The organism is Desulfosporosinus lacus DSM 15449 (assembly GCF_900129935.1).
Classification (GTDB): Bacteria; Bacillota; Desulfitobacteriia; order Desulfitobacteriales; family Desulfitobacteriaceae; genus Desulfosporosinus; species Desulfosporosinus lacus.
Genome location: NZ_FQXJ01000026.1, coordinates 1 through 20408, shown reverse-complemented (window position 1 = coordinate 20408; position 20408 = coordinate 1). Strand labels below are relative to the sequence as shown.

The 20408-nt window shown below is 40.5% G+C and carries 18 protein-coding genes; 9 read left to right on the top strand and 9 right to left on the bottom strand.

Annotation, left to right across the window (positions count from 1 at the left end; translation table 11 throughout):
- Positions 1 to 65 precede the first annotated feature (65 nt).
- A complete protein-coding gene (locus BUB11_RS23135) occupies positions 66 to 989 on the bottom strand; it encodes a bifunctional enoyl-CoA hydratase/phosphate acetyltransferase (protein WP_073032624.1) in 924 nt (307 codons plus the stop codon).
- Between the two features lie 11 nt (positions 990 to 1000).
- Positions 1001 to 2074, bottom strand: coding sequence for a butyrate kinase (gene buk, locus BUB11_RS23130; protein WP_073032623.1), 1074 nt, complete (start codon positions 2072 to 2074; stop codon positions 1001 to 1003).
- 881 nt (positions 2075 to 2955) lie between these two features.
- On the opposite strand from buk, the gene BUB11_RS23125 reads away from it, so the two are divergent.
- The 7 genes from BUB11_RS23125 to BUB11_RS23095 all read left to right on the top strand — a co-directional run bounded on the left by BUB11_RS23125 (position 2956) and on the right by BUB11_RS23095 (position 9594).
- On the top strand, positions 2956 to 4575 hold the full coding sequence (locus BUB11_RS23125; RefSeq protein ID WP_073032681.1) for a spore germination protein: 1620 nt from the start codon (positions 2956 to 2958) through the stop codon (positions 4573 to 4575).
- Positions 4576 to 4597: 22 nt separating this feature from the next.
- Positions 4598 to 5791: a Ger(x)C family spore germination protein gene (locus BUB11_RS23120; RefSeq protein ID WP_073032621.1), complete on the top strand. Its 1194-nt coding sequence runs from the start codon at positions 4598 to 4600 to the stop codon at positions 5789 to 5791.
- A 9-nt stretch (positions 5792 to 5800) separates the two neighbouring features.
- Positions 5801 to 6901, top strand: a complete 1101-nt coding sequence (locus BUB11_RS23115) for a GerAB/ArcD/ProY family transporter (RefSeq protein WP_073032619.1) — start codon at positions 5801 to 5803, stop codon at positions 6899 to 6901.
- A gap of 5 nt (positions 6902 to 6906) precedes the next feature.
- Positions 6907 to 7125, top strand: a complete 219-nt coding sequence (locus BUB11_RS23110; protein WP_073032617.1) for a hypothetical protein — start codon at positions 6907 to 6909, stop codon at positions 7123 to 7125.
- Between the two features lie 224 nt (positions 7126 to 7349).
- Positions 7350 to 8090 (top strand): putative ABC transporter permease, encoded by a 741-nt coding sequence (locus BUB11_RS23105; protein WP_084110489.1) that lies wholly within the window; start codon positions 7350 to 7352, stop codon positions 8088 to 8090.
- 13 nt (positions 8091 to 8103) lie between these two features.
- Positions 8104 to 8655, top strand: a complete 552-nt coding sequence (locus BUB11_RS23100; RefSeq protein WP_073032614.1) for an HD domain-containing protein — start codon at positions 8104 to 8106, stop codon at positions 8653 to 8655.
- Between the two features lie 288 nt (positions 8656 to 8943).
- Positions 8944 to 9594, top strand: a complete 651-nt coding sequence (locus BUB11_RS23095) for a TVP38/TMEM64 family protein (protein ID WP_200797979.1) — start codon at positions 8944 to 8946, stop codon at positions 9592 to 9594.
- Between the two features lie 2 nt (positions 9595 to 9596).
- Here the strand turns inward: BUB11_RS23095 and BUB11_RS23090 are convergent, their stop codons facing one another.
- Positions 9597 to 10214: an SGNH/GDSL hydrolase family protein gene (locus BUB11_RS23090; protein ID WP_073032612.1), complete on the bottom strand. Its 618-nt coding sequence runs from the start codon at positions 10212 to 10214 to the stop codon at positions 9597 to 9599.
- 134 nt (positions 10215 to 10348) lie between these two features.
- Between BUB11_RS23090 and BUB11_RS23085 the strand changes: the two genes are divergently transcribed.
- Positions 10349 to 11308 (top strand): cation diffusion facilitator family transporter, encoded by a 960-nt coding sequence (locus BUB11_RS23085; protein WP_073032677.1) that lies wholly within the window; start codon positions 10349 to 10351, stop codon positions 11306 to 11308.
- A gap of 142 nt (positions 11309 to 11450) precedes the next feature.
- On the opposite strand, the gene BUB11_RS23080 is transcribed toward BUB11_RS23085, so the two are convergent.
- The 3 genes from BUB11_RS23080 to BUB11_RS23070 all read right to left on the bottom strand — a co-directional run bounded on the left by BUB11_RS23080 (position 11451) and on the right by BUB11_RS23070 (position 14949).
- Complete coding sequence (locus BUB11_RS23080) at positions 11451 to 12068, bottom strand: DUF6789 family protein (RefSeq protein WP_073032610.1); 618 nt, start codon at positions 12066 to 12068, stop codon at positions 11451 to 11453.
- Positions 12069 to 12416: 348 nt separating this feature from the next.
- A complete protein-coding gene (locus BUB11_RS23075; RefSeq protein ID WP_073032608.1) occupies positions 12417 to 13694 on the bottom strand; it encodes a [Fe-Fe] hydrogenase large subunit C-terminal domain-containing protein in 1278 nt (425 codons plus the stop codon).
- Between the two features lie 208 nt (positions 13695 to 13902).
- The gene (locus BUB11_RS23070; protein WP_084110487.1) at positions 13903 to 14949 is read right to left on the bottom strand and encodes a phosphodiester glycosidase family protein; all 1047 of its coding nucleotides are present in this window, start codon (positions 14947 to 14949) and stop codon (positions 13903 to 13905) included.
- A gap of 313 nt (positions 14950 to 15262) precedes the next feature.
- Here BUB11_RS23070 and BUB11_RS23065 point away from each other — a divergent pair, with 313 nt between their 5' ends.
- Positions 15263 to 15757 (top strand): CarD family transcriptional regulator, encoded by a 495-nt coding sequence (locus BUB11_RS23065; protein WP_073032606.1) that lies wholly within the window; start codon positions 15263 to 15265, stop codon positions 15755 to 15757.
- Positions 15758 to 16173: 416 nt separating this feature from the next.
- Here BUB11_RS23065 and BUB11_RS23060 read toward each other — a convergent pair whose 3' ends face one another.
- From BUB11_RS23060 to BUB11_RS23050, 3 genes are all read right to left on the bottom strand, one after another.
- A complete protein-coding gene (locus BUB11_RS23060; protein ID WP_073032605.1) occupies positions 16174 to 17193 on the bottom strand; it encodes a 2-hydroxyacid dehydrogenase family protein in 1020 nt (339 codons plus the stop codon).
- A 373-nt stretch (positions 17194 to 17566) separates the two neighbouring features.
- Positions 17567 to 19921, bottom strand: coding sequence for a hydratase (locus BUB11_RS23055; protein WP_073032603.1), 2355 nt, complete (start codon positions 19919 to 19921; stop codon positions 17567 to 17569).
- Positions 19922 to 20164: 243 nt separating this feature from the next.
- Positions 20165 to 20408 (bottom strand): zinc ribbon domain-containing protein (locus BUB11_RS23050; protein WP_143187701.1); only part of this gene is annotated, 244 nt, incomplete at its 5' end.

Sequence of the window (20408 nt, the reverse complement as noted above, 5' to 3'; positions counted from 1 at the left end):
CCACTTTTATTAAGTGGGTGTTCCATGTTACTCCTTCAAAAATATATCTGAAATCAAATCAATGCCTATACAACATCCTTTTTCAATGCTTGAAGTACTGAAACTACAATAGAATTAAGCTTATTTTCCGCTGAGTCGGTTCTGGATGTAAATATCAGGGGCACGTTGGCACCAGACACTACCCCCGCAGCCGTATATCCAGAAAAGTATCTCAGTGATTTATCTAAAATATTGCCTGCTGCCAAATCGGGCATAACTAATACATCCGCACGACCGGCAACTTCGCTTTTTATCCCTTTATGCTGTACTGCTTCAAGAGAAACAGCATTGTCGAAACCTAGCGGTCCGTCCACAAAACAGCCTTTAATCTGCCCGCGCAGATTGGAAATTGTCAACATAGCCGCATCAACAGTGGACTGTATATTCGGATTAACTTGTTCAAGCGGCGCCACAATTGCAACTTTCGGTTTTTCAATTCCCAACTGATGACATAACTTTACGGCATTTTGAACAATCTGTACTTTCATACTGTAATCAGGAGCTACATTAATGGCACAGTCAGTGATCAACATCAGTCGATTTTCTTGTCTGTAATGGAAGATAGTTGATTGACTAATGATTGCCTTATCATTAATCATCCCCATATTTTTATTAAGAACCGCCTTCATAAAGGTGGCTGTCTGCAATAAACCTTTCATTGGCATATCTGCTTTTTTATCGGCAACAAGTTGAGCGACTATCTGGGCAGCCTTGGCATCATCCTTTTCTTCAATGATTTCCCAAGCAGTCGCGTCTTCCCCAAGTTCGGCTAAAAAAGTCCGTATTTTTTCTCCATCCCCAACTAGGATGGACTCAAGAATCCCTTCACGCTTGGCGGCAACAACTGAGGACAGCGCATCTAAGTCATGAGCCGCCGCTACTGCTGCTTTTTTTGTAATACTGTTAGCTTTAAGCCATGTTAAAATCTCACTAAAATCAGTAAACCCCATCTTTTCTCCTCCTATACCGATACAGCTTTAAGTGGCTCGTTACCTTTAAGAACTTCCAGTGCCCCAAGAGCTAAGGCATCCATTTCATTCTCACCAGGGTAAAAGATAACCGGTGCTACAAACCCAATTCTCTCTTTCATCCTCTCGGTAATTTTTTTCGAATTGGCAATCCCCCCCGTAATAATAACGGCATCGACATTACCTTCCAGTACAGCCCCCATGGCCGCAATTTCCTTGCAGGTCTGATAGATCATTCCTTCCAAGCACAGAGCGAAATAACTGTCTTCAGCCGCTTTCTCTTCTACCGTCCGCACATCATTCTCCTTAAGGTATGCTGTTAACCCCCCTTCTCCATTGAGCATTTTTTTTATTTCTTTATGGCTGTATCGTCCCGAAAAACACAAATTGACCAAAGAGCCTACTGGCAGACCACCTGTTCGGTTAGTAGAAAATGGACCATCACCATCAATGCCATTTGTAGCATCAATCATTTTACCCTTGCGATGTGCTGCAACTGTAATGCCACCACCCATATGAGCAACAATGAGATTTAAATCCTCATATTTTTTACCGGTATCATGGGCAAAGCGCTTACCTGTTGCCCGGTGGTTCAAGGCATGAAACCGACTCTCACGCGGTAGCTCAGGATGTCCGGACAAACGGGCTTCTTCAATAAATTCATCTGTTACAGGCGGATCAACTACCACCGGAAGAACATTAGTTCCTTCCGCCATCTTGTAAGCAATTTTGCTGCCAACATCGCAAGCATGTCTCCCATACAAACCCGAGGCCTGTTGTTCCAACATGTTTTCGTCGATTTTATATACTCCGCCTTCCAGAGGCTTGGTGTGCCCGCCACGAGCAGCAACTACATCCATCTCATTAAAATTCAAACCATTGTCCTTGAGAAATTCTTCAATCGCAGCGCGGCGGTAACCATCTTGTTCCAATACATCACCAAACACCGACAGTTCTTGTACCGAATGGTCCAGCGATGTTTTCAATTTGCATTCTTCGTTGACATAATAGGCCAGTTTACTTGAGGTCGATCCGAAATTGATAGTCAGTATTTTATATTGTTTCATATTAAACCAACCCCTTAATACTTTTTAAGTATTAGAATCAAGTAACCGAGGGCATTCTTGATTCTGTTGCGATATCTGGATACCTTTCAGCCAAACCTCTTAAACACTCTTGGCAGCCCACAAATTCAACAGCTGCCGATTCTACCTAATAAACCTTAAGATTTTTTACAATTCTTAGCAGACTATTTGCTGCTTCTGAAATAACTTCACCATCCTTTCTAAAATTCTCGTAATGCATTCATGACTGCTAGGGAATCAATGGAGATTTTCTTAAGTGAACTCTGTGAAATTCACGTGTGAAAAAAGGGTCTATTTCTGGCAGTATACATGCATTATCATCTGAGGCATTCTCTCTTAGACAATACTTAATTAAAAAAGATAAGGCGGCAACTATCGAAAGATATTCGACGCATCAATTCTAAATCCTTTAAATTTTCTAAATATTGTATTTAATACAGAACTATTAGAAATTTTAGCCCTTCCTTTTCTTTTCTAATATGGTTGAGCCATGTTTATCTTTCCTTGTGCTTTTTCTTTATTAACTCCGAGACACCCACTTCTTCAAGGGGGTGTTTCTTATTCTACTTGGGGGCGTAACAAAACTTGAGAAATTTTCAGGGTGGTGGTGCGCTATTCCAAAAAAAGAGGATTATACACCTGTAAAGTGGTGAATAATCCTTGAAAATATCGGCAATTCTCGAACAAAAGGGGTCTGTAACAAACTGGAAAACAAGTTTTGATACAGACCCGTCTCGATGTTCAGCTTTTGCTGAAGGAGTTCACCATTTTTCAAGCAATTATCCTTCTTAATTTAAATAGTAAATAACTTCAGCCTACATTGGTGATATTAACAAGAAGACTAGAGGAAAGGGATGGGGGTAGTGCTTCGTTATCTAATTAAAAAATCAAAATTTTTAAAGTTACTGAGCCAAAATGCCCTTGAACGTAAAAAACAAGAACCTTCACAAGATGGCCCAAATACCCCAACTAACCTTTCTCAAAGCCTTAAAACAAACCTGGACCTTATCAAAGGCATTATAGGAAACAATTATGACGTTGTAATACGAGAATTCACTTTTGAAAGGCAGCGGCAAGTCAATGCTGCCTTAATATATCTAAGTGGAATGACAGATCCGACGATTATTAATGAGAGTATCCTAAAGCCTTTAATGTTTGAATCACCTTTTACAATTAATTCAGCACCCAAACTTGACGATGTCGAGATGATTAGAACAACCATGCTTACGGTGGGAGAAGTCAATAAATCTGCTAATATCGATGAAATAGTCGATAGCTGTCTGTCAGGTTCGACTATTCTGTTGGTCGATAATTGTCATGAGGCTTTAATGATCATGACCGCGGACTGGAAGTCCCGCAGTGTCGATGAACCTAAAACTGAATCTGTTGTCCGGGGACCGCGCGAAGGCTTTATAGAAAGCTTACTGACAAATACCACCTTATTAAGGCGTAAAATTAAGAATTCGGATTTAACCATAGAATCCATGAAAATCGGGCAGCGTACTAAAACAAGTGTTTGTATTGCCTATATAAAAGGCCTTGCTAATCCCTTGCTCATTGAGGAAATTAAACGAAGGTTAAATGATATCAAAACCGACTCAATTTTGGAGTCCGGTTACATAGAACAATTTATTGAGGATGCCCCTTTTTCCATATTTTCTACCGTGGCAAATACAGAAAAACCCGATTCGGCAGCTGCCAAAATCCTGGAGGGGCGCGCAGCCATTCTAATAGATGGCACTCCATTTGCCCTCACCGTTCCAATGCTTCTGATTGAAAGCTTTCAGAGCTCTGAAGATTATTATTCCAGACCCTATTTTGTAAGCTTTATACGAATGATCAGATATTTAGCTTACGCAATTAGTATCTTGGCCCCTGCAATTTATGTAGCCTTAACAACCTTTCATCAGGAATTGATTCCTACTCCACTGTTGTTTAGTATGGCATCAGCCCAGGAAGGAGTACCTTTCCCAGCATTGGTAGAAGCCATGGGTATGGGAGTTGTTTTTGAGATCTTGAGAGAGGCTGGTGTAAGATTACCAAGGCCTGTTGGCCAAGCAGTTAGCATTGTAGGGGCTTTGGTTATTGGACAATCCGCTGTGACCGCAGGACTAATTGGAGCACCAATGGTAATTGTAGTTGCCCTGACTGCCGTAGCGAGTTTTGTGGTTCCAGCCCAAACGGACTCCGGAGGAATATTGCGAATACTCTTTGTTATCTTGGCTGGTTTTTCAGGAGGCTTCGGAATTATGATCGGTTTTATTGGACTCTTAATTCATTTAACTTCCTTAAGATCCTTTGGTACTCCTTATTTATCCCCTCTCGCTCCCCTTAGTGTCAGTGATTTAAAAGATTCCTTTATAAGAGCACCACTATGGGCAATGATAGCCCGTCCTAGAACGATCGGTTGGCCTGATCCTAAACGTCAGGAATTCCGTTTGAAACCCAGTCCTCCCTTAGAAGAAGATACTCAGTCAAAATAATTCTTTTAGATAGAGGTTATTTATGAAAGGGCTTATCAAAATTATCGTCACACTGCTAATAATTATAATTCTCACTCTAGGCACAACAGGTTGTTGGAATCGTCGTGAATTGCCTGCCTTAGGAATTGTCATGGGCGTAGGCATAGACAAAGCCGAGGGCACGGATAAATTAGAAATTACTGCGCAAATAATAAAAACCTCTGAGCTCAAATCGAGTACCCCTGAGGAAGGTGGCACTGGAAGCGGCAGCAGTGGGGCTGGTGCTTATTGGAATGTCAAGAACTCAGGGGAGAGCATGTTTTCAACAGTTAGAGGCTTTACGCATAGAACCAGCCGCAAATTGTATTGGCCACATAATCAAATCATTATCTTTGGTCAATCTCTTGCTGAACAGGGAATTCAAGAATACCTTGATTTCCTTCTTAGAGACCAGGAAACCCGTTTAGACGTATTAATGTTGGTCGCAGAAGATAAGTCAAGTGATATCTTAAGTGTAAAATCACACCTGGAAAAAATTCCTTCGGTGGGTATTTCAGACTTAATGGATTCACAAGCTGCAAACTCACAGACAAGTGTCATTCGACTAAACCAGTTTGTCACTCGCTTAATGAGTCCGACGACTGCACCGATTGCTCCAATCATTAGTGTTCAAGGAAAAGCAGATAATAAGGAATTGGCTGTTTCAGGCACAGCAGTTTTTAAACGCGATAAATTAATCGGTCAAATGAATAAAGAGGAAACTCGAGGCCTATTATGGGTCATTAATGAGATAAAGAGTGGAATTATTGATATTAAATGTCCTGACCAAGAAGGTACAGTGAGTTTAGAAATCATTAATGCCAAAAGTAAAATAACCTCAGAAATAATCGATCATAAGCCCTACATCAAAATCGATGTCAAAGAAGAGGGAAATATTGGCGACCAATCCTGTACAGCAAGTTTAGTATCCCCTGACGCGGTTGCAGCGATAGAAGAGAAAGAAAATGAGGCAATAAAAGATGAAATAGAATCTGCACTAAGCAAGGCCAAAAAGCTAAATGCAGATGTCTTCGGCTTTGGAGATATTCTACATAAGAAACACCCCAAGGAGTGGCAGGAGATAAAAGACGACTGGGATAAGATTTTTCCCGATCTTGAAGTAGAGATCCTTGTTGAGGCTAAATTACGCAGATCCGGTAACTTAGGACCACCTGCCGCACCACCAGAAAAGGAGTAATAACTTTAGATGAGACTTGAAAGAGGAGAAATATCGAGTTCCCAATTGACATTTTTGATAAGCTGCTTTATACAGGGAGCGCTTTTCCCATTATCGTTAGCCTTTCCAATTTCCAAACATGATACCTGGCTAGCTTTGATAGCAGCCTTTATCATTGGAGTATTTATAGTACTGATTTACATTGCACTTGCAAGCAGATTTCCGGGCAAAAACATCATTGAAATCAATGATCTTATTTACGGACCCTACTTTGGCAAGTTGGTTTCCCTGCAATATGTCTATTTCTTTATAATTTCATTATCCGGATACCTCTGGTTTATCGGTGATTTTGTGCTGACCTTTATTATGCCTGAAACTCCGATCATTGTAATTATGACCATGTTTACTTTCATCTGCGCCTGGGCGGTACGCAAAGGGATCGAGGTTATCGCCAGAATAAGTGTAATTTTCGTCTTTATTCCGGGGATTATTATCCTCTTAACCTTTGCGCTTTTGCTAAAAAACATGGAGTTTACTAATTTCTTACCCGTTTTTGAAGTACCGCTAGAGGATTTTATTCAAAGCACTAATATAATAATGCATATTTCGGTATGCGAAGTACTAGTCTTTTTAATGGTGATTCCTTACATGAACAAGCCAAAACAAGCAAAAAGGTCCGTCCTATTGGGAATTATTAGTGGCGGATTGATACTGCTAACTGGTATGATACGCAACATAGCTGCACTGGGACCCCTTAGTGAAATAGTAACAGACCCTTCTTTAATAGCAGTAAGCTTAATCAATATTGGGAAAATTATTTCTCGGTTAGAAGTTTTAGTCTCAATGGCCCAAATACTTTTGCTGTTTATTATTACCAGTGTTTTTTATTATGCTGCTGTTTTGAGCGTAGCTCAAATCACAAAGTTGCGATCATACCTGCCGGTAGTTATCCCTATTGGCATTATCGGTATAACTTTATCTCTCATATCCTATGATTCCAGAATGCAATTTAGCTATTCAACGATGTATATCACTCCAATCTTAAGTATGCATATTTATATTGTCATTCCTCTGGTATCCTTAATTGTAGCTAAGGTGCGAAAATTACCCCAAAGAAACGGAAGGAACTAATCCAGATGGTATTTTTGTTAGTATGTGTTTTCATAGGAGTTATCCTCTTTGAGGTCCCAAGTCTGATTAGGCAGAAACATTGGCGAGAATTGATAGTATTTTTGATTCTCTTATCAATCGCCTTTGTAATGGCCTTCTTGGAAACTATCGGCGTGAAGATCCCTAGTCCTGCCAAAGGATTAGATTATCTCATGGAGGACATCTTGCATTTAAATTATCATTAATTATCCGACTGCAAGCACAAAAATCTTCTCGGATATTCATAAATCGGCAACTGATCCAAACATCCTAATATCGTTCATAGAATACTAAAAATAAGGATAGAATTAAAAATCATTAAGGAATTATATGCTTGTGCACAAGGGTATAAATGTACAATGAAGCCCTTTTCGGTTAAACTATATATCATACATACAAAATTTTTTAATTAAGTACGGAAAGGGTGACCATGCTGACAAACTTTGTCCTCACTTTCTCGATTTACGCTTTTGCAGGCTGGGTTATGGAAACCATATACCGCTCCATTACCCAACGCAGACTGGTGAACCCGGGATTTCTTGCCGGTCCTTTTCTACCGATTTATGGATTTTTTTCGATAATGGTAATATGGACTTCCGGTCTCTTAGGCAACGTCAATTGGCTGTGGCAATTTGCTTGGTTTGTCTTTTTGAGTACCTTGCTGGAGTATTTCGCCGGTTGGTATTTCGAACGTTTCTTTCATCTGCAACTTTGGGACTATCACTCCGTTCCCTTTAATCTTCACGGACGGATAGCGCTTCCCTTCAGCTTGCTCTGGGGCGTCTTAGGTCTTTTGTTTTATCAAATCGTCAACCCTGCGGTTCAAGTCCAAATGCAGTTAATACCCTCTCCCGTCCGTGCTATTTTTGCTGTCATCCTGACAGCCTATGTCATCTGGGATCTTATTCACTCTACCCTGTTGCTTCGGCGCTTGGAACACTTTGTATCTGTATTCCAAGAACGATACGAGCGATTGGAACTTCCAACGTTCTATATAGCTTGTTCTCCATTTTACCGCCTCCTGCATACCTATCCTAAAATGCGTCATACTGTCCATGAAAAAATGGCTTTATTGTATGCCAAGCAAGAAGCCCTGGAACACTTCTTGAAACAACAGCGTAAGAAATTCTATAATCCCGATGGGGAAAACGACTCTCACTCACTTGACTAGGAAGGTGAAATCATTGAATTTATCCGAGCATGTCGAGGACATTTTAAACCACGAAGAGTATCAGCAGTTGGCCTTATTTACCCATCATCGGCCCTTTACTACTCTTGAACACTCGCTCAGAGTCGCCCAGATAGCTTATAACTGGTCCATACGTCTTGAAAAAAAAGTTAATTTAGATACCTATGCAATTACTCGCGGCGCCCTCCTTCACGACTTTTTCCTGTATGATTGGCATAAGCTCAGGCCGGACGGATCACGTTGGCATGGCTTTCGTCATCCCCGCATTGCTTGTCAGAATGCAGAACGTTGTTTTGAACTCAGCGAAAAGGAAAGAGACATTATTTTAAGTCATATGTGGCCGCTCACTCTCCGCTTGCCACGCAGCAAGGAAGCCTTTCTCGTCATGTTTGCTGATAAGATGGCCTCAATCCAAGAATTCCGTTTTAAATTCAAGCGACATCTCCCCCCCTCTGAACGGTATACGTCTCTACACCTTGTAAAACACGGTAAACTCGTGAAGCTAAATACTTCGGTTGCTACCCCCCATAACATTAATCCCCAGTGACCCTAATGTCTTGTGAACATCATAGAAGGTGAATAATCCATAGAATCTAACCGCCTGAGGATTACTAACGAAGGACGAAGGATTTAGTGCCACAGAAGTGAACTCGTTCGGCCAAAGCTGAACATCGAGACTTCCGTGACCCAGGTCTCCAGTACGATAGTCTAGGGTGGAGACTATCGTCACCAAAGTAGAATAAGGAAAAATACCCACTTGAAGTGGGCGTCTCGGAATTGATAAAAGAACGGCATGCATTGTTATAGCATGCCGTTTCTTAAGGAAGGTGACCCCTTGACCAAAAAACATTTTTCTTTCTTTACCATAGTGGTCTCCCTAACTTTTGTAATTATTCTTTATCCCAAACTCCAAAACCCCGCTGATTTACAATTATTTGTCACCCAGTGGGGATGGCTCAGCCTATTCGTAGACTTGTTAATTATTGCACTTCTGGCGCTCTTTCCAGTTGTACCCTTTGCCTTAGTCGCCGGGGTAAATACCCTGGTTTTCGGTTGGTTTAGTGGTTTTCTGCTTTCCCTTGGCGGGAGTTTGTTAGGTGCCTCAGCAGGCTTTTTCCTTGCCCGTACTCTCGGACAAGAATGGGCTCAGCCAAAGATAGGCAAGTTGGGGAAATGGGCCGCCCTGATCGAGGGAAACAGCTTTTCGATTATCCTTATCTCACGAATGATTCCGATTCTTCCCTCAGCAGCGGTCAACTATGCCGCAGGGTTATCCTTGATGACCTTTCCGGCGTTTTTAACCGCCTCACTTATCGGTAAAATCCCAATGATTGTTTGGGAATCTTGGATAGGACATGATTTTTGGCAGCTGACTGAAAACCCCAGTCGCTTCTTACTTGCCTTATTAATAGGTGCTCTGCTCTTTGGATCGGTAGGCGTCTATGGTTATTATTCAATAAAGCGTTGCAAAGATCTTTCACAATAAACCTAGTACCGAGCAAACGCTTTAGCAATCATTTGATAACCTGCCGCACTGGGGTGCGCATGATCCTGTCCGATAAACAACGATTCTTTCCCTTTGATCTCACGATCTAAATTCACAACGATAAATCCATAATGTTTAGCCCCCATGACAATCATAGCATTGGCATTGTCTATAATTCCTTGAACTTGTGCGTAGTAATAGGCGTAGGGTCCTCCTGGCAAGGGGTTATAAAGAGTGGCTACTTTTACCGTTGCTACCGGATTAAGAAGACGTATCTCTTGTCCGATTTGCATAAGAGTTTTGCTCATATTACCTTGGATAATGGGTAACTGAGATGTTTTTATTGGTTGATTGGGATTTCCAATCAGACGAAGCAAATCATTGGAGCCTATCGTAAGTGTAATTAAGAAAGCCTGGGCTAGTGAATGTCGGAGCCTTTGATTAGTTTTTAACAGATTAAGCAAACCACTGGTTGTTAAACCGTTTATCCCAAAATTAAGCATACTTAAATCAGGGTTATGCCTTCTTAGGAAACTGGCATATACATTTGGAAAGGAAAAGGGACTTTCCACTCCGTACCCTGCAGTAATTGAATCACCCAATGCCAAATATAGCTTCATTATCCTCACCACTTTCAATACTCAATCGAATTATTATAAGGTATGTATACTTTTTCTTCTCTGTCACGACCAGGAGAATAAACCGGCAAAATTTATGGGAAGATAATTGAAAAGCATTGAATGGTGTGGATTTAATGAAGAAAATCTGGGAACTTATTAAAAAAGGAAATGCCTCCTCTTTATACGCAGTACTCGGCAACCTATTCCTGGTCATTTTTAAAGGAATAGCCGCTTTCTTAAGCGGCAGCGGTGCTATGTTCGCAGAAGCAATGCACACAGGTGCAGATGCAGTTAACCAATTTTTTGTTTTTATCGGCAGCATTCTTGCAGAACGAAAACCAACACTCCGTTTTCCGTCTGGCTTCGGACGCATAATCAATGTTTTCTGCATGGGCGCTGTGATCGTCATCACTCTCATGGCCTATGAAACGGTACTGGAAGGAATTCATTTGATCCAACATCCCGCATCCATTGGGAGTATATGGCTTATTGTTTTAAGTTTGGGGGCCTCTATCGTTATTGACGGATACGTCTTGCTTAAGGCTATGCACGAGATTGTGAAAGAAACTCAGACGAAAGGAAAGGGCCTTAGCCTCTCGATGGCACTCAAAAATGTAAACCGCGCCTCTCCTGCAACTCGCCTCGTCTTTTACGAAGATCTCGTCGCCACATCGGGAGCAATTCTGGCCTTAGTAGCAATCCTAATGACCCGCTTCACTCCGATTAAGGTCTTTGATGGCATCGCTGCCATCATCATTGGACTCATGATGGGGGGAGTTGCCTTTCGAGTTGGATATGACAATATGGTCGGACTTATCGGCGTGTCTGCTCCCAAGGAAGTTGAAGACAACGTATCAAAAATTATCTTATCAGTGCCCGAAGTGACAGATATTAATAAAATGCGCATCCTTCAAGAGGGGCGATTCTATCATGTTGAAAGCTACATCGAACTGCTCCCAGGATTAACCTTGGCAGAGGCTGATGGTATTAAATCAAAAATTCGTGATCAATTGTTAGCCTTTAAGGATGTTACTGATGTTACCTTGGGCATCATTGAGGATACAGGCGTACAAGATTGGCCTAAAATCGGTTAGCTATTTTGACTTGAAACTATTCGCCAAAAACAACAAATTATGAGAGATACCTCCGTAAAAGAGGTACCTCTCATAATGTTTAAGCCCATTTATAATTATTTATGTAGCTCTTCATCTAAGAAGAGCTACATTGTTGCGAACACTAATGGAGTCTCACTTCATCCTCGTAGTTGTAAAAGGAATCCCCTATTCCATTATCATTCACCTTCGGCATTTCACCTTCCATCTGAGTCTCTAATTGCTTGTCACTGCCTTTGGGTAAAACTGCGTGATCCGTAAGGAATATAATAGTTGCCGACGAAACAAAGCCATAGACTAGATTATCAATTAAAGTAGTAATATGCGTGCTTGTCGAGTGGGCCTTTGATCTAAATACATTGTATCTTAACCCAAAAGAGTAAAGAAGTTCCCAAGTAAAGGTACCATATATCGCTCCTTTAAACAGGTAATTATCTTTACCTGTTTTCTTTAAAACAGCAAATAAGGGTATACCAATAATCGAACCCGTTATAAGGTGTAATATTTGCCCTAAAATTCGATTTTCCTTTAAAAGCAACCTGGAAGGTCTCATTAAAACTGATCCGGCAAACTGTGCATAAGTTTTTTCGCTTATTCCTGTTTTCTTGAACATCAAATTGCTTAAATCCATGACAATCGTCCCCATTAGCCCGCTGATAAACCCAATAGGTATTGAGTCTCTCATTTTCTTCCCAGAATTTATTAACTTAGAAACCTGATCAAGGCTATGTAATAACTTCATATTTCATATCTCCTTTCAATAGATATGGCTTAGTTTTTCTCAATAAAGAAAAACTATTTGAAATGAAACAGGAAAATATATACCAAAATTGCCAAGTGGAGGTAATAATAATTTGACATGTATATCAAGCAACTTACTTATCTGTCACCTCTAGTGGAAAAATATAACTTATAATCAAATACATTGAGTTTTAATATAGCAGAGGAAATAATTCTAGAACCTAGAAAACAGCCGAATACGGCTGTTTTCTAGGTTCTTAATGGAATTCATATAATCCACTATGACCATTAAAAAATGAATCATTCATAACAAAATGATGTGTATCACAACTTTGACTTCATGCCTCCATTATTTGTTAAAATCCCGCTGAAAAATTGCAGCAGATTCTCCTTCAAGCAAGCTATTGATATCCTCAATATTAAGACGGTTAAGCAGTTCTAGAATATAGGGGTTATTCAAGGGGGTATGGGCTTTCGCTAAAAGACCATAGGTATTAACATGGATAGTTCCTAATTCAGATTTCAGGAGCGCTTTGGGTCCGCCAACACATCCCCCAACACATCCCATTCCCTCATAAAAATTGGCCTGAATATCTCCGCGGTTAATCGAACGCAGGAGCTCTTTACACTCCTGGATCCCATTAGCTTGAACCGCCTTGATCCGAATAGACTTGTCCGGTCTAAGTTGATCCAGAGTATCCGAAATAGCTTTTGTTACACCGGCAGTACGGGCATAAATCCGTCCGCCAGTGGAAGAATGGCCGCTAGGAATATCCTCCATATCTGCTGGGTTAATTCCCGTCGCCTCGAAGATTTGATTAACTTCTTCAAAAGTCAGAACGGCATCGACGGCGTCCTTGATATCTTGTTCTTTAGCCTCTGCCTTTTTGGCAATACAAGGCCCAATAAAGACGACCTTCGCTTCGGGATGAAGTCGTTTAATTCCCCGACCACAAGCAACCATAGGAGATACTGAGGGTAAGATGTGAGGAATTAAGGTATGATAAACTCGTTTTACCATCCCTACCCAGATTGGACAGCAACAACTGGTTAAGACAAAATCTTCATCTGTATGAACTGTACGATCAAATTCAAGAGCTTCTTTTAGGCTTAGGATATCAGCAAATAACGCAACTTCCACCATCCCGTAAAAACCAAGATGCTTAAAGGCGGCTCGAAGTTGACCCATGGTAACACGATCCCCGAACTGCCCAATAATCGCAGGAGCTACAATTGCATAAACCGCGGTCTCTCTTTTCCTCAGAAGATCAATTAAAGGAATAAATTCTTTCTTATCGATTAGGTTATTGAGTGAACACGAATCGATACAATGCCCACAGTGAACACAGTTCCGATCTTGGATCACTACTTTCCCTTCCATATCCCGAACGATGGCATTAAAAATACATGCCGTTTCACAGTTATGTTTTTCGCCTGAGCAAGCCCCTTCACAATCGTTAATTTGAAAAACCACTTTGTCCTGGTCACCATTCCCCATGGCATAATAGATATATTTCTTCGTAGTTTCATTACCGCTTGCTTCAATTTCCTTGATCTCTTGCTCAAGATTATCATTGTAAGATGCTTTAACTAATCGGGTAAAAACTTCATCATAGGCGCTCACCATTATCCTCCATGCTTTCAAAAATCTGATTCAAGTAATGTATTATGTCCCTGATCCCGTGGGGCTATACTGCTATTAACTCGGACCTTCCGGAAAGTATGTAACGAAAAGTTATACCTCCTGGCTATTATAAAAAGACCTGCCAATTTAGAAGGCAGGTCTTTTATACGGGCTCTCAATAGTTCAAGGGTATTAGGGTATTGAATCTACATTATTTCACAATAAAAAAGGACGGCGCATGGCGTTCACCATACTGGCTCGAGGGGTGATTAACTATCTTGCCATTGTAGTAAAGCACCGTTGAAGATCCGCCGTCAAGATTAGCAACATTATAGGCACCGTTTTCAAGCATAATATCCTGGACATCTTTAAGTGTAGCACCGAGGGACCCAATCTGACGACCATCAATCACCAGCATTAAAATATTGCCCTCCTTCGTCTGCCCTATCGCTGTCCTGGGGGCAATACCCCATCCCCCGTCTCCATGGGTAATAGACGGTTTACCATCGACGACAAGGAAGGGGCTGAACGTTACGGCATCCCTTATATCCATCTGTTTGATTTGATTCAGAGTATAATGGCCAAGGACCAAAACATCGTCACGATTTAACCCAATGATATTGAATGATGAGACTGGGTCTTTATGGAGAATATGACCGTCCGAGATGAGAATGCCCAAAGGCTGACCGCCGTTGCCTTTACCCTCTGGATCTTCAAATGCACCCCCATTAATGACTGCAATTGCTCCATTCTCTTTGGCAATGTCTTCAGCTTTTGCTCCCATCTTGCCGAGATGACTCGTTGCCGCCACCTTGACACGTCCAGGATCCGTAATTTTAAGCAGATAACCTTTAAACCCCTTTTGGCTGATATCAATGAGCTCTATTCCGGTATTGTTGTCAGTTCCAGGAGTTTCAATATTTGAAGGATCTGAGTTGCCAAGATCAGCAACCTTGTTGTTATCCATTATCTTTTGAATCTCTGCCTCGCTGAACAAGTACGTGGCCAGGTATTGATGATTCAATGTCGTCATAGCGCTGGTCACCCATAATTCACGAAGCATCCTAAAAGGTTGGATAGGTGCATACAAAAATCCTAAAAAGCACAAGCCAAAGATTATAAAGAGACTGAGTATCCCCGTTAATAACTGCCTTAACCGTTTTTTCTTCCTGCTGTAATAGTAGATCCCTGCAGGTTTCCTATCAAGTCTCTCCTGCCATATCGGGTCTGAAGATTTAGGAATTCCAGTATTACTCATTTTACCTCCATCTCCTAGGGATAATCTTGATTCACCAAATAAGTATATTTTACACCATATTCTCTGATAAAGGTTAAACCAAATTATAGAAAAGTAACTGGATAGGGAAACCACAATGCTTGCCCAACAAAGAGCTTTGAAGTTATGACATAATATCTCCATACTTGTTATATTCAACCGAAATGTCCAAATAGATCATAGCAAATTCTACGAATTATTTATTGACAATAACTAATTTTATATGGTAATATATACTTTTGTTAATTACTTAATCCTGTGTTATACTTAAATAAGTAACTCAGGAGGTGTATTTATGTTTCAAATTGGAGACAAAGTTCTTTATCCAATGCAAGGTGTAGGTATTATTGAAACCATTGAAGAGAAAGAGGTATTAGGAAAAAAGAAGCTTTACTATACATTGAATATGCCTCAAATCAATATGCAAGTTATGATTCCTACAGAAAAAGCCTCAGCTCTTGGTATTCGTCAGATAGTGGAGCCTGACATCTTAGAAAGTGTTCTTACAGATTTCCACCTTGGAAATACAGATCCAATTATCTATGAAGACAAACGCTATTGCAGGGATCTTAACAAAAGTAAAATAAAAACTGGCGATATTTATAAAGGAACTGAAATTATACGTGATTTAATGCGGAAAAGTCAAAAGAACAAGCTTGGATCAGAAGACACAAATATGTTAAACAATGCCCGTCGGATGTTTATCAGTGAGGTAATGCAAGTCAAAGGAATTGCTCAAGAACAAGCTGACCATTTACTAGATGAAGTTCTTTTGATCCCATTAACGTAAGGTTATAGTTCTATAGAAGTGCAACTGCAAAAAAAAAATCCAGCAAAAAGCTGGATTTTTATCTGCATAAATATAATTATTATTGGGGCTTGTTAGCCGGCGCAATTGAAGAAGATATGGGAACGATTTTCTTTTCGGCCTTCTTCTTCTTTTTCTCCTTGTTCTTAGGACTTTTATCTCCCAAAGTAACTACCTCCAATCACTCATTAACTTAAGTATACTCTGTTACTGATATTACCGCCATCAGCCCTATACGCTAAAAAAGACCATAGACCGCTTCTTAAGCGGTCTATGGGTCCCTTACACAACTCTACCTCATTATTATCAGCCGGAGAAGCATATTCCAACCATATCCTGCCACTGTTCTAAATAATTGGATAATCAACTAAAATAAATGTCATTTGACAGGCATGATCTTACTTAGCAGTGTTCCCAAATTCTCTACGTAGATAGTGTTCATTGACACAGGTTAATGGCCCACGACCTTCAAGAACAGCAACGATATTATTAGCAGCGATTTCAGCCATTGCATCACGGGTTTCTACAGTGGCATTTCCAATATGAGGGGTTAGGATGACATTATCTAATTTTTCGAGTCCTGGGGTAATTGCAGGTTCTAATTCATAAACATCAAGTGCTGCACCGGCAATTTTTTTACTTTCCAACACTTCAAGCAAAGCTTTTTCATCAACTAGAGGGCCACGAGCGACATTGATAAGATAAGAATTACTCTTCATGAGACTCAGTTCTTTTTGACCAATTATATGGTGGGTTGCGGCAGAGTAGCTTAAACTTAAGGTCAAATAGTCTGCATTTTTAATAACTTCTTCAAAGGGCAGATATTGGAGACCTAGAGCTTGTTCTTGCTCAAGGGAAAGACGAGTTCTAGTATAATATACAACTTTCATCTCAAAGCCTTTAGCACGTCGAACAATGGCTTGACCGATATTACCCATTCCTATAATCCCCAGAGTTTTACCCGTAACATCAACGCCAAGGTGGTATAAAGGAGCCCAACCTTTGAATCTGCCTGCACGTGTTTCTTTATCCCCTTCAACTATTCTGCGTCCAATCGCTATGATCAAGCCCAGGGCTAAATCAGCGGTAGCATCTGTAGATATATCCGGAGTGTTAGTTACAGGTATATTCAGGCTTCCTGCGGCAGCGATATCAATGTTATTAAAACCAGCACCATAATTGGCAATTACTTTAAGATTAGGGTTAGACTTAATCAGCTCCTCGTCAATTTGGTCTGATAACAAGCAAAGCAAAGCGTCCTTGTCGACTAATTTTTCTTTTATTTCTTCTTTTGTAAGCAGATTTGATTGCTCATGCATCTCGACTTCATATTTCCGAACTAATATATCGTATGCCACACGTGGAATCATTCCTGATACTAATACTTTTTGCTTAAAGTTTTTATTATTTCTGTTCATAAAATTTCCTCCTAGTAATTATCTATTCTTTTAGCGTTTGTGCTAAACTTAACAAGCAACTCTACCAATGAGAACTACAACAAATTATGCCTGCTTGGTTTCTTGATATTTCATATTATACAACCTTTGAAACAAGGTTTCAATATACGAAACAAAAGTCCATTTCTTAAAATTATTCCAAATTCATACTCTTTCTTGAACTTTTAGATTACAGGCCTATTTTAAAAAATTATAATTATTTAATGAATGTATGAAGACCGAATATTTACTTTTTTAGAGATTTGATAATAACTTGGTTTAAATAAAATAAAATAGAACCGCCAATTTCTGATTGAAATTGACGGTTCTTCAGACTCCTAATTTTTAGGGATAATTATTCCCCTGTATAGTAGTTAATCAAGCATCCTTTTAGAATTATCTCCCTTTCATCTTTGGATAAATTTCTTAAGGATAATTCAATTTCTTGAATCCCCTTGGAACTTATCACCTGGGCAGGAATATTTTCATCCCCATTCAGTATTCTTTGTTTAATATTAGGAATAAAAAGGAGATCATCTACATGAAAGATCATTTCAGGATTAATTTCGATGGTAAAAGGTAACATGCCCCAGTTAACTAAATTACTTCTATAACGTTTCGTTGCATATTCCTTAGCTATATTAGCCCACCCGCCTAAAACCTTCTGACTTGATGCAGCCTGCTCCCTAGCTGATCCGTCCCCCGGTTTTACTGCATAGATGGTAGTTCCGATCCCAATTCTCTTCAATACATCTTCAATATCTGTAAAGTGTTGATTAGAATTATTTATTAATTCCTGGCAGATTTCTCTTAGTTGCGTTGAAATTGAATCACCCTTACCAGAAACGAGGCTCTGTCGTTCGATTTCTAAGGCTTGGACTTCTTTGGCTTTACTCACATATTCGGGATCTTTCCTCGATAATGTGAACTCAGCAAGTTTAAGGGGATTGGAGCGGTAGGACGATGTTTCCCCGGATGGAATTAATTCATCGGTAGTGGTGACCGGATCCATAATAACAGAAGCTACTTTTAAAACAAGGTTCTCCGGCAGAGCAATCATCCTAGGCCAATCGGCAATATTGGGCCCATATTTCAAATCCTTTTGCGTCTGGGGTTTACTGAAACCGTTATAGATCCTATTAGCGTAAATCTTATTATCAAATTTGTACGGTAAATCCGCAGCTGGAAAATCGAGGTCTGTTGCAGGGGTCAAATTTCCTCCATTAATTGCAGTTGCAGCAATTGATCGAGCATCCATCAGAGCCACCGAGGAGATCTGTCCATCTCCAGGTTTAGAGCCTTCTCTGTTGAGGAAGTTTCGGGTAGTATGTCTTATACTAAAACTTCCATTAGCTGGTACATCCCCAGCTCCAAAACACGGTCCACAAAAGGCAGTTTTGATAACAGCACCCGCGGTCATCATTTTGGCCGCTGCACCATTCCTAACCAATTCAAGATAAATCGGTTGACTAGACGGATAAACCCCTAATGACAAGCTTCCATCGCCAATAAAATGGTTGTCTACGATGGATGAAACATCAACCAAGTTCTCATAAGTTCCCCCTGCACACCCTGCCACGATGGCCTGATCAACCTTCAATCTCCCGTCAACAATATGCTCCGTAAGATTAAACTTAATCGCTGGATTTTCAATCTGTTTTCTGCCTTCTACTTCAATCATCCTCAGAATATCGTCGGTATTCCTATTCAGTTCGGCAATGGTATAAACATTACTGGGATGAAAGGGTAAAGCAATCATGGGCTCAATTTTGTCTAAGTCTACGATGACCGCTCCATCGTAATAAGCGATTGTTCCCGGTTCCAGCTTAGAATAACTTTCAGGTCGTCCATGAATTTCAAAGTATTCTTTTACTTTTTGATCTGTTTGCCAAATAGAACTTAAGCAAGTGGTTTCTGTCGTCATGACATCAATGCCGTTCCTATAATCCACAGATAAATTAGCGATTCCAGGTCCTACAAACTCCAGTACCTTGTTCTTCGCAAAACCATTCTTGAATACCGCACCAATGATCGAAAGAGCAACATCCTGGGGCCCCACTCCACGTCGCGGTTTACCTTTAAGGTATACTGCAATGATTTCCGGAAAGGTAATGTCATACGTTTTCTCTAAAAGCTGTTTTACTAATTCCGGCCCGCCCTCGCCTATCCCCATCGTACCAAGAGCCCCATACCTTGTGTGGCTATCTGAACCGAGAATCATACTTCCGCAACTGGTCATCATCTCTCTCACATACTGATGGATAACGGCTTGATGGGCGGGAACATAGATTCCGCCGTATTTTTGGGCAGCCGAAAGGCCAAAAACGTGATCGTCCTCATTGATCGTCCCGCCGACAGCACAAAGACTGTTATGGCAATTTGTCAGTACATAGGGTATCGGAAACTCTGCAAGGTGTCCGCTGGCACGCGCGGTTTGAATAATCCCCACATAGGTAATATCGTGAGAAGCCAAGACATCAAAGCGAATCTTTAACTTATCAACATCACCAGACGTATTTTTGTTAGTGAGAATGTTAAAGGACATGGTATTTTTCCGAGCACTTTGGCGATCAAAGTTTTGATTAGCATACGGAAAATCCTCAATATTCACCTGCCGACCGCCAGCATCATATAGAACTTCTTGTTCCCGTATCTCTAAGAGGTCTTTTCCATTGACAAGATACGTTCCATTATCAATTATACGAATCATATTGCCTCCCAAGAATAATTTTTTCGTCCTTTATTATATCACTACTTGGGATAAACCTCTTCTTACAAAAAGATTTATACAGTATACTTTCCTGTTTATCTTGTACAGTGTCAACCCAAGCCCTATTAAATATCATTCCCCTTGACACTCCCCTTGGATGAATCCAGGGGATTCCAGGTTCATCATACCGGCTTATGCCGTGTACTCCCCAAGCTTAAACCGCGTGTCCCGCGGCAAAGAAATTTATCCTGCCAGCCTTAATCCTTCTCTAAGGATATTTTTGGCCGCGTTTTCATCTCGATCATGATACATGCCGCAAATTGGGCATATCCATTCTCGCAGGTTTAAGTTTTTTACATCCTTATTGCGATAACCACATGCAAAACAAAGCTGACTGGATGGGAATGTTTTGCCGATGATCGATAATTTCCGTCCATACCATCTCGCTTTATAATCCAGCATTGACCGGAATTCAGACCAAGAAACG

Excerpts from the sequence above, each read along its gene's own strand:
- BUB11_RS23135 (WP_073032624.1), bottom strand. The coding sequence starts at position 989 with ATGGGGTTTACTGATTTTAGTGAGATTTTAACATGGCTTAAAGCTAAC.
- buk (WP_073032623.1), bottom strand. The coding sequence starts at position 2,074 with ATGAAACAATATAAAATACTGACTATCAATTTCGGATCGACCTCAAGT.
- BUB11_RS23120 (WP_073032621.1), top strand. The coding sequence starts at position 4,598 with ATGAAAGGGCTTATCAAAATTATCGTCACACTGCTAATAATTATAATT.
- BUB11_RS23115 (WP_073032619.1), top strand. The coding sequence starts at position 5,801 with ATGAGACTTGAAAGAGGAGAAATATCGAGTTCCCAATTGACATTTTTG.
- BUB11_RS23110 (WP_073032617.1), top strand. The coding sequence starts at position 6,907 with ATGGTATTTTTGTTAGTATGTGTTTTCATAGGAGTTATCCTCTTTGAG.
- BUB11_RS23105 (WP_084110489.1), top strand. The coding sequence starts at position 7,350 with ATGCTGACAAACTTTGTCCTCACTTTCTCGATTTACGCTTTTGCAGGC.
- BUB11_RS23090 (WP_073032612.1), bottom strand. The coding sequence starts at position 10,214 with ATGAAGCTATATTTGGCATTGGGTGATTCAATTACTGCAGGGTACGGA.
- BUB11_RS23085 (WP_073032677.1), top strand. The coding sequence starts at position 10,349 with ATGAAGAAAATCTGGGAACTTATTAAAAAAGGAAATGCCTCCTCTTTA.
- BUB11_RS23080 (WP_073032610.1), bottom strand. The coding sequence starts at position 12,068 with ATGAAGTTATTACATAGCCTTGATCAGGTTTCTAAGTTAATAAATTCT.
- BUB11_RS23075 (WP_073032608.1), bottom strand. The coding sequence starts at position 13,694 with ATGGTGAGCGCCTATGATGAAGTTTTTACCCGATTAGTTAAAGCATCT.
- BUB11_RS23070 (WP_084110487.1), bottom strand. The coding sequence starts at position 14,949 with ATGAGTAATACTGGAATTCCTAAATCTTCAGACCCGATATGGCAGGAG.
- BUB11_RS23065 (WP_073032606.1), top strand. The coding sequence starts at position 15,263 with ATGTTTCAAATTGGAGACAAAGTTCTTTATCCAATGCAAGGTGTAGGT.
- BUB11_RS23060 (WP_073032605.1), bottom strand. The coding sequence starts at position 17,193 with ATGAACAGAAATAATAAAAACTTTAAGCAAAAAGTATTAGTATCAGGA.
- BUB11_RS23055 (WP_073032603.1), bottom strand. The coding sequence starts at position 19,921 with ATGATTCGTATAATTGATAATGGAACGTATCTTGTCAATGGAAAAGAC.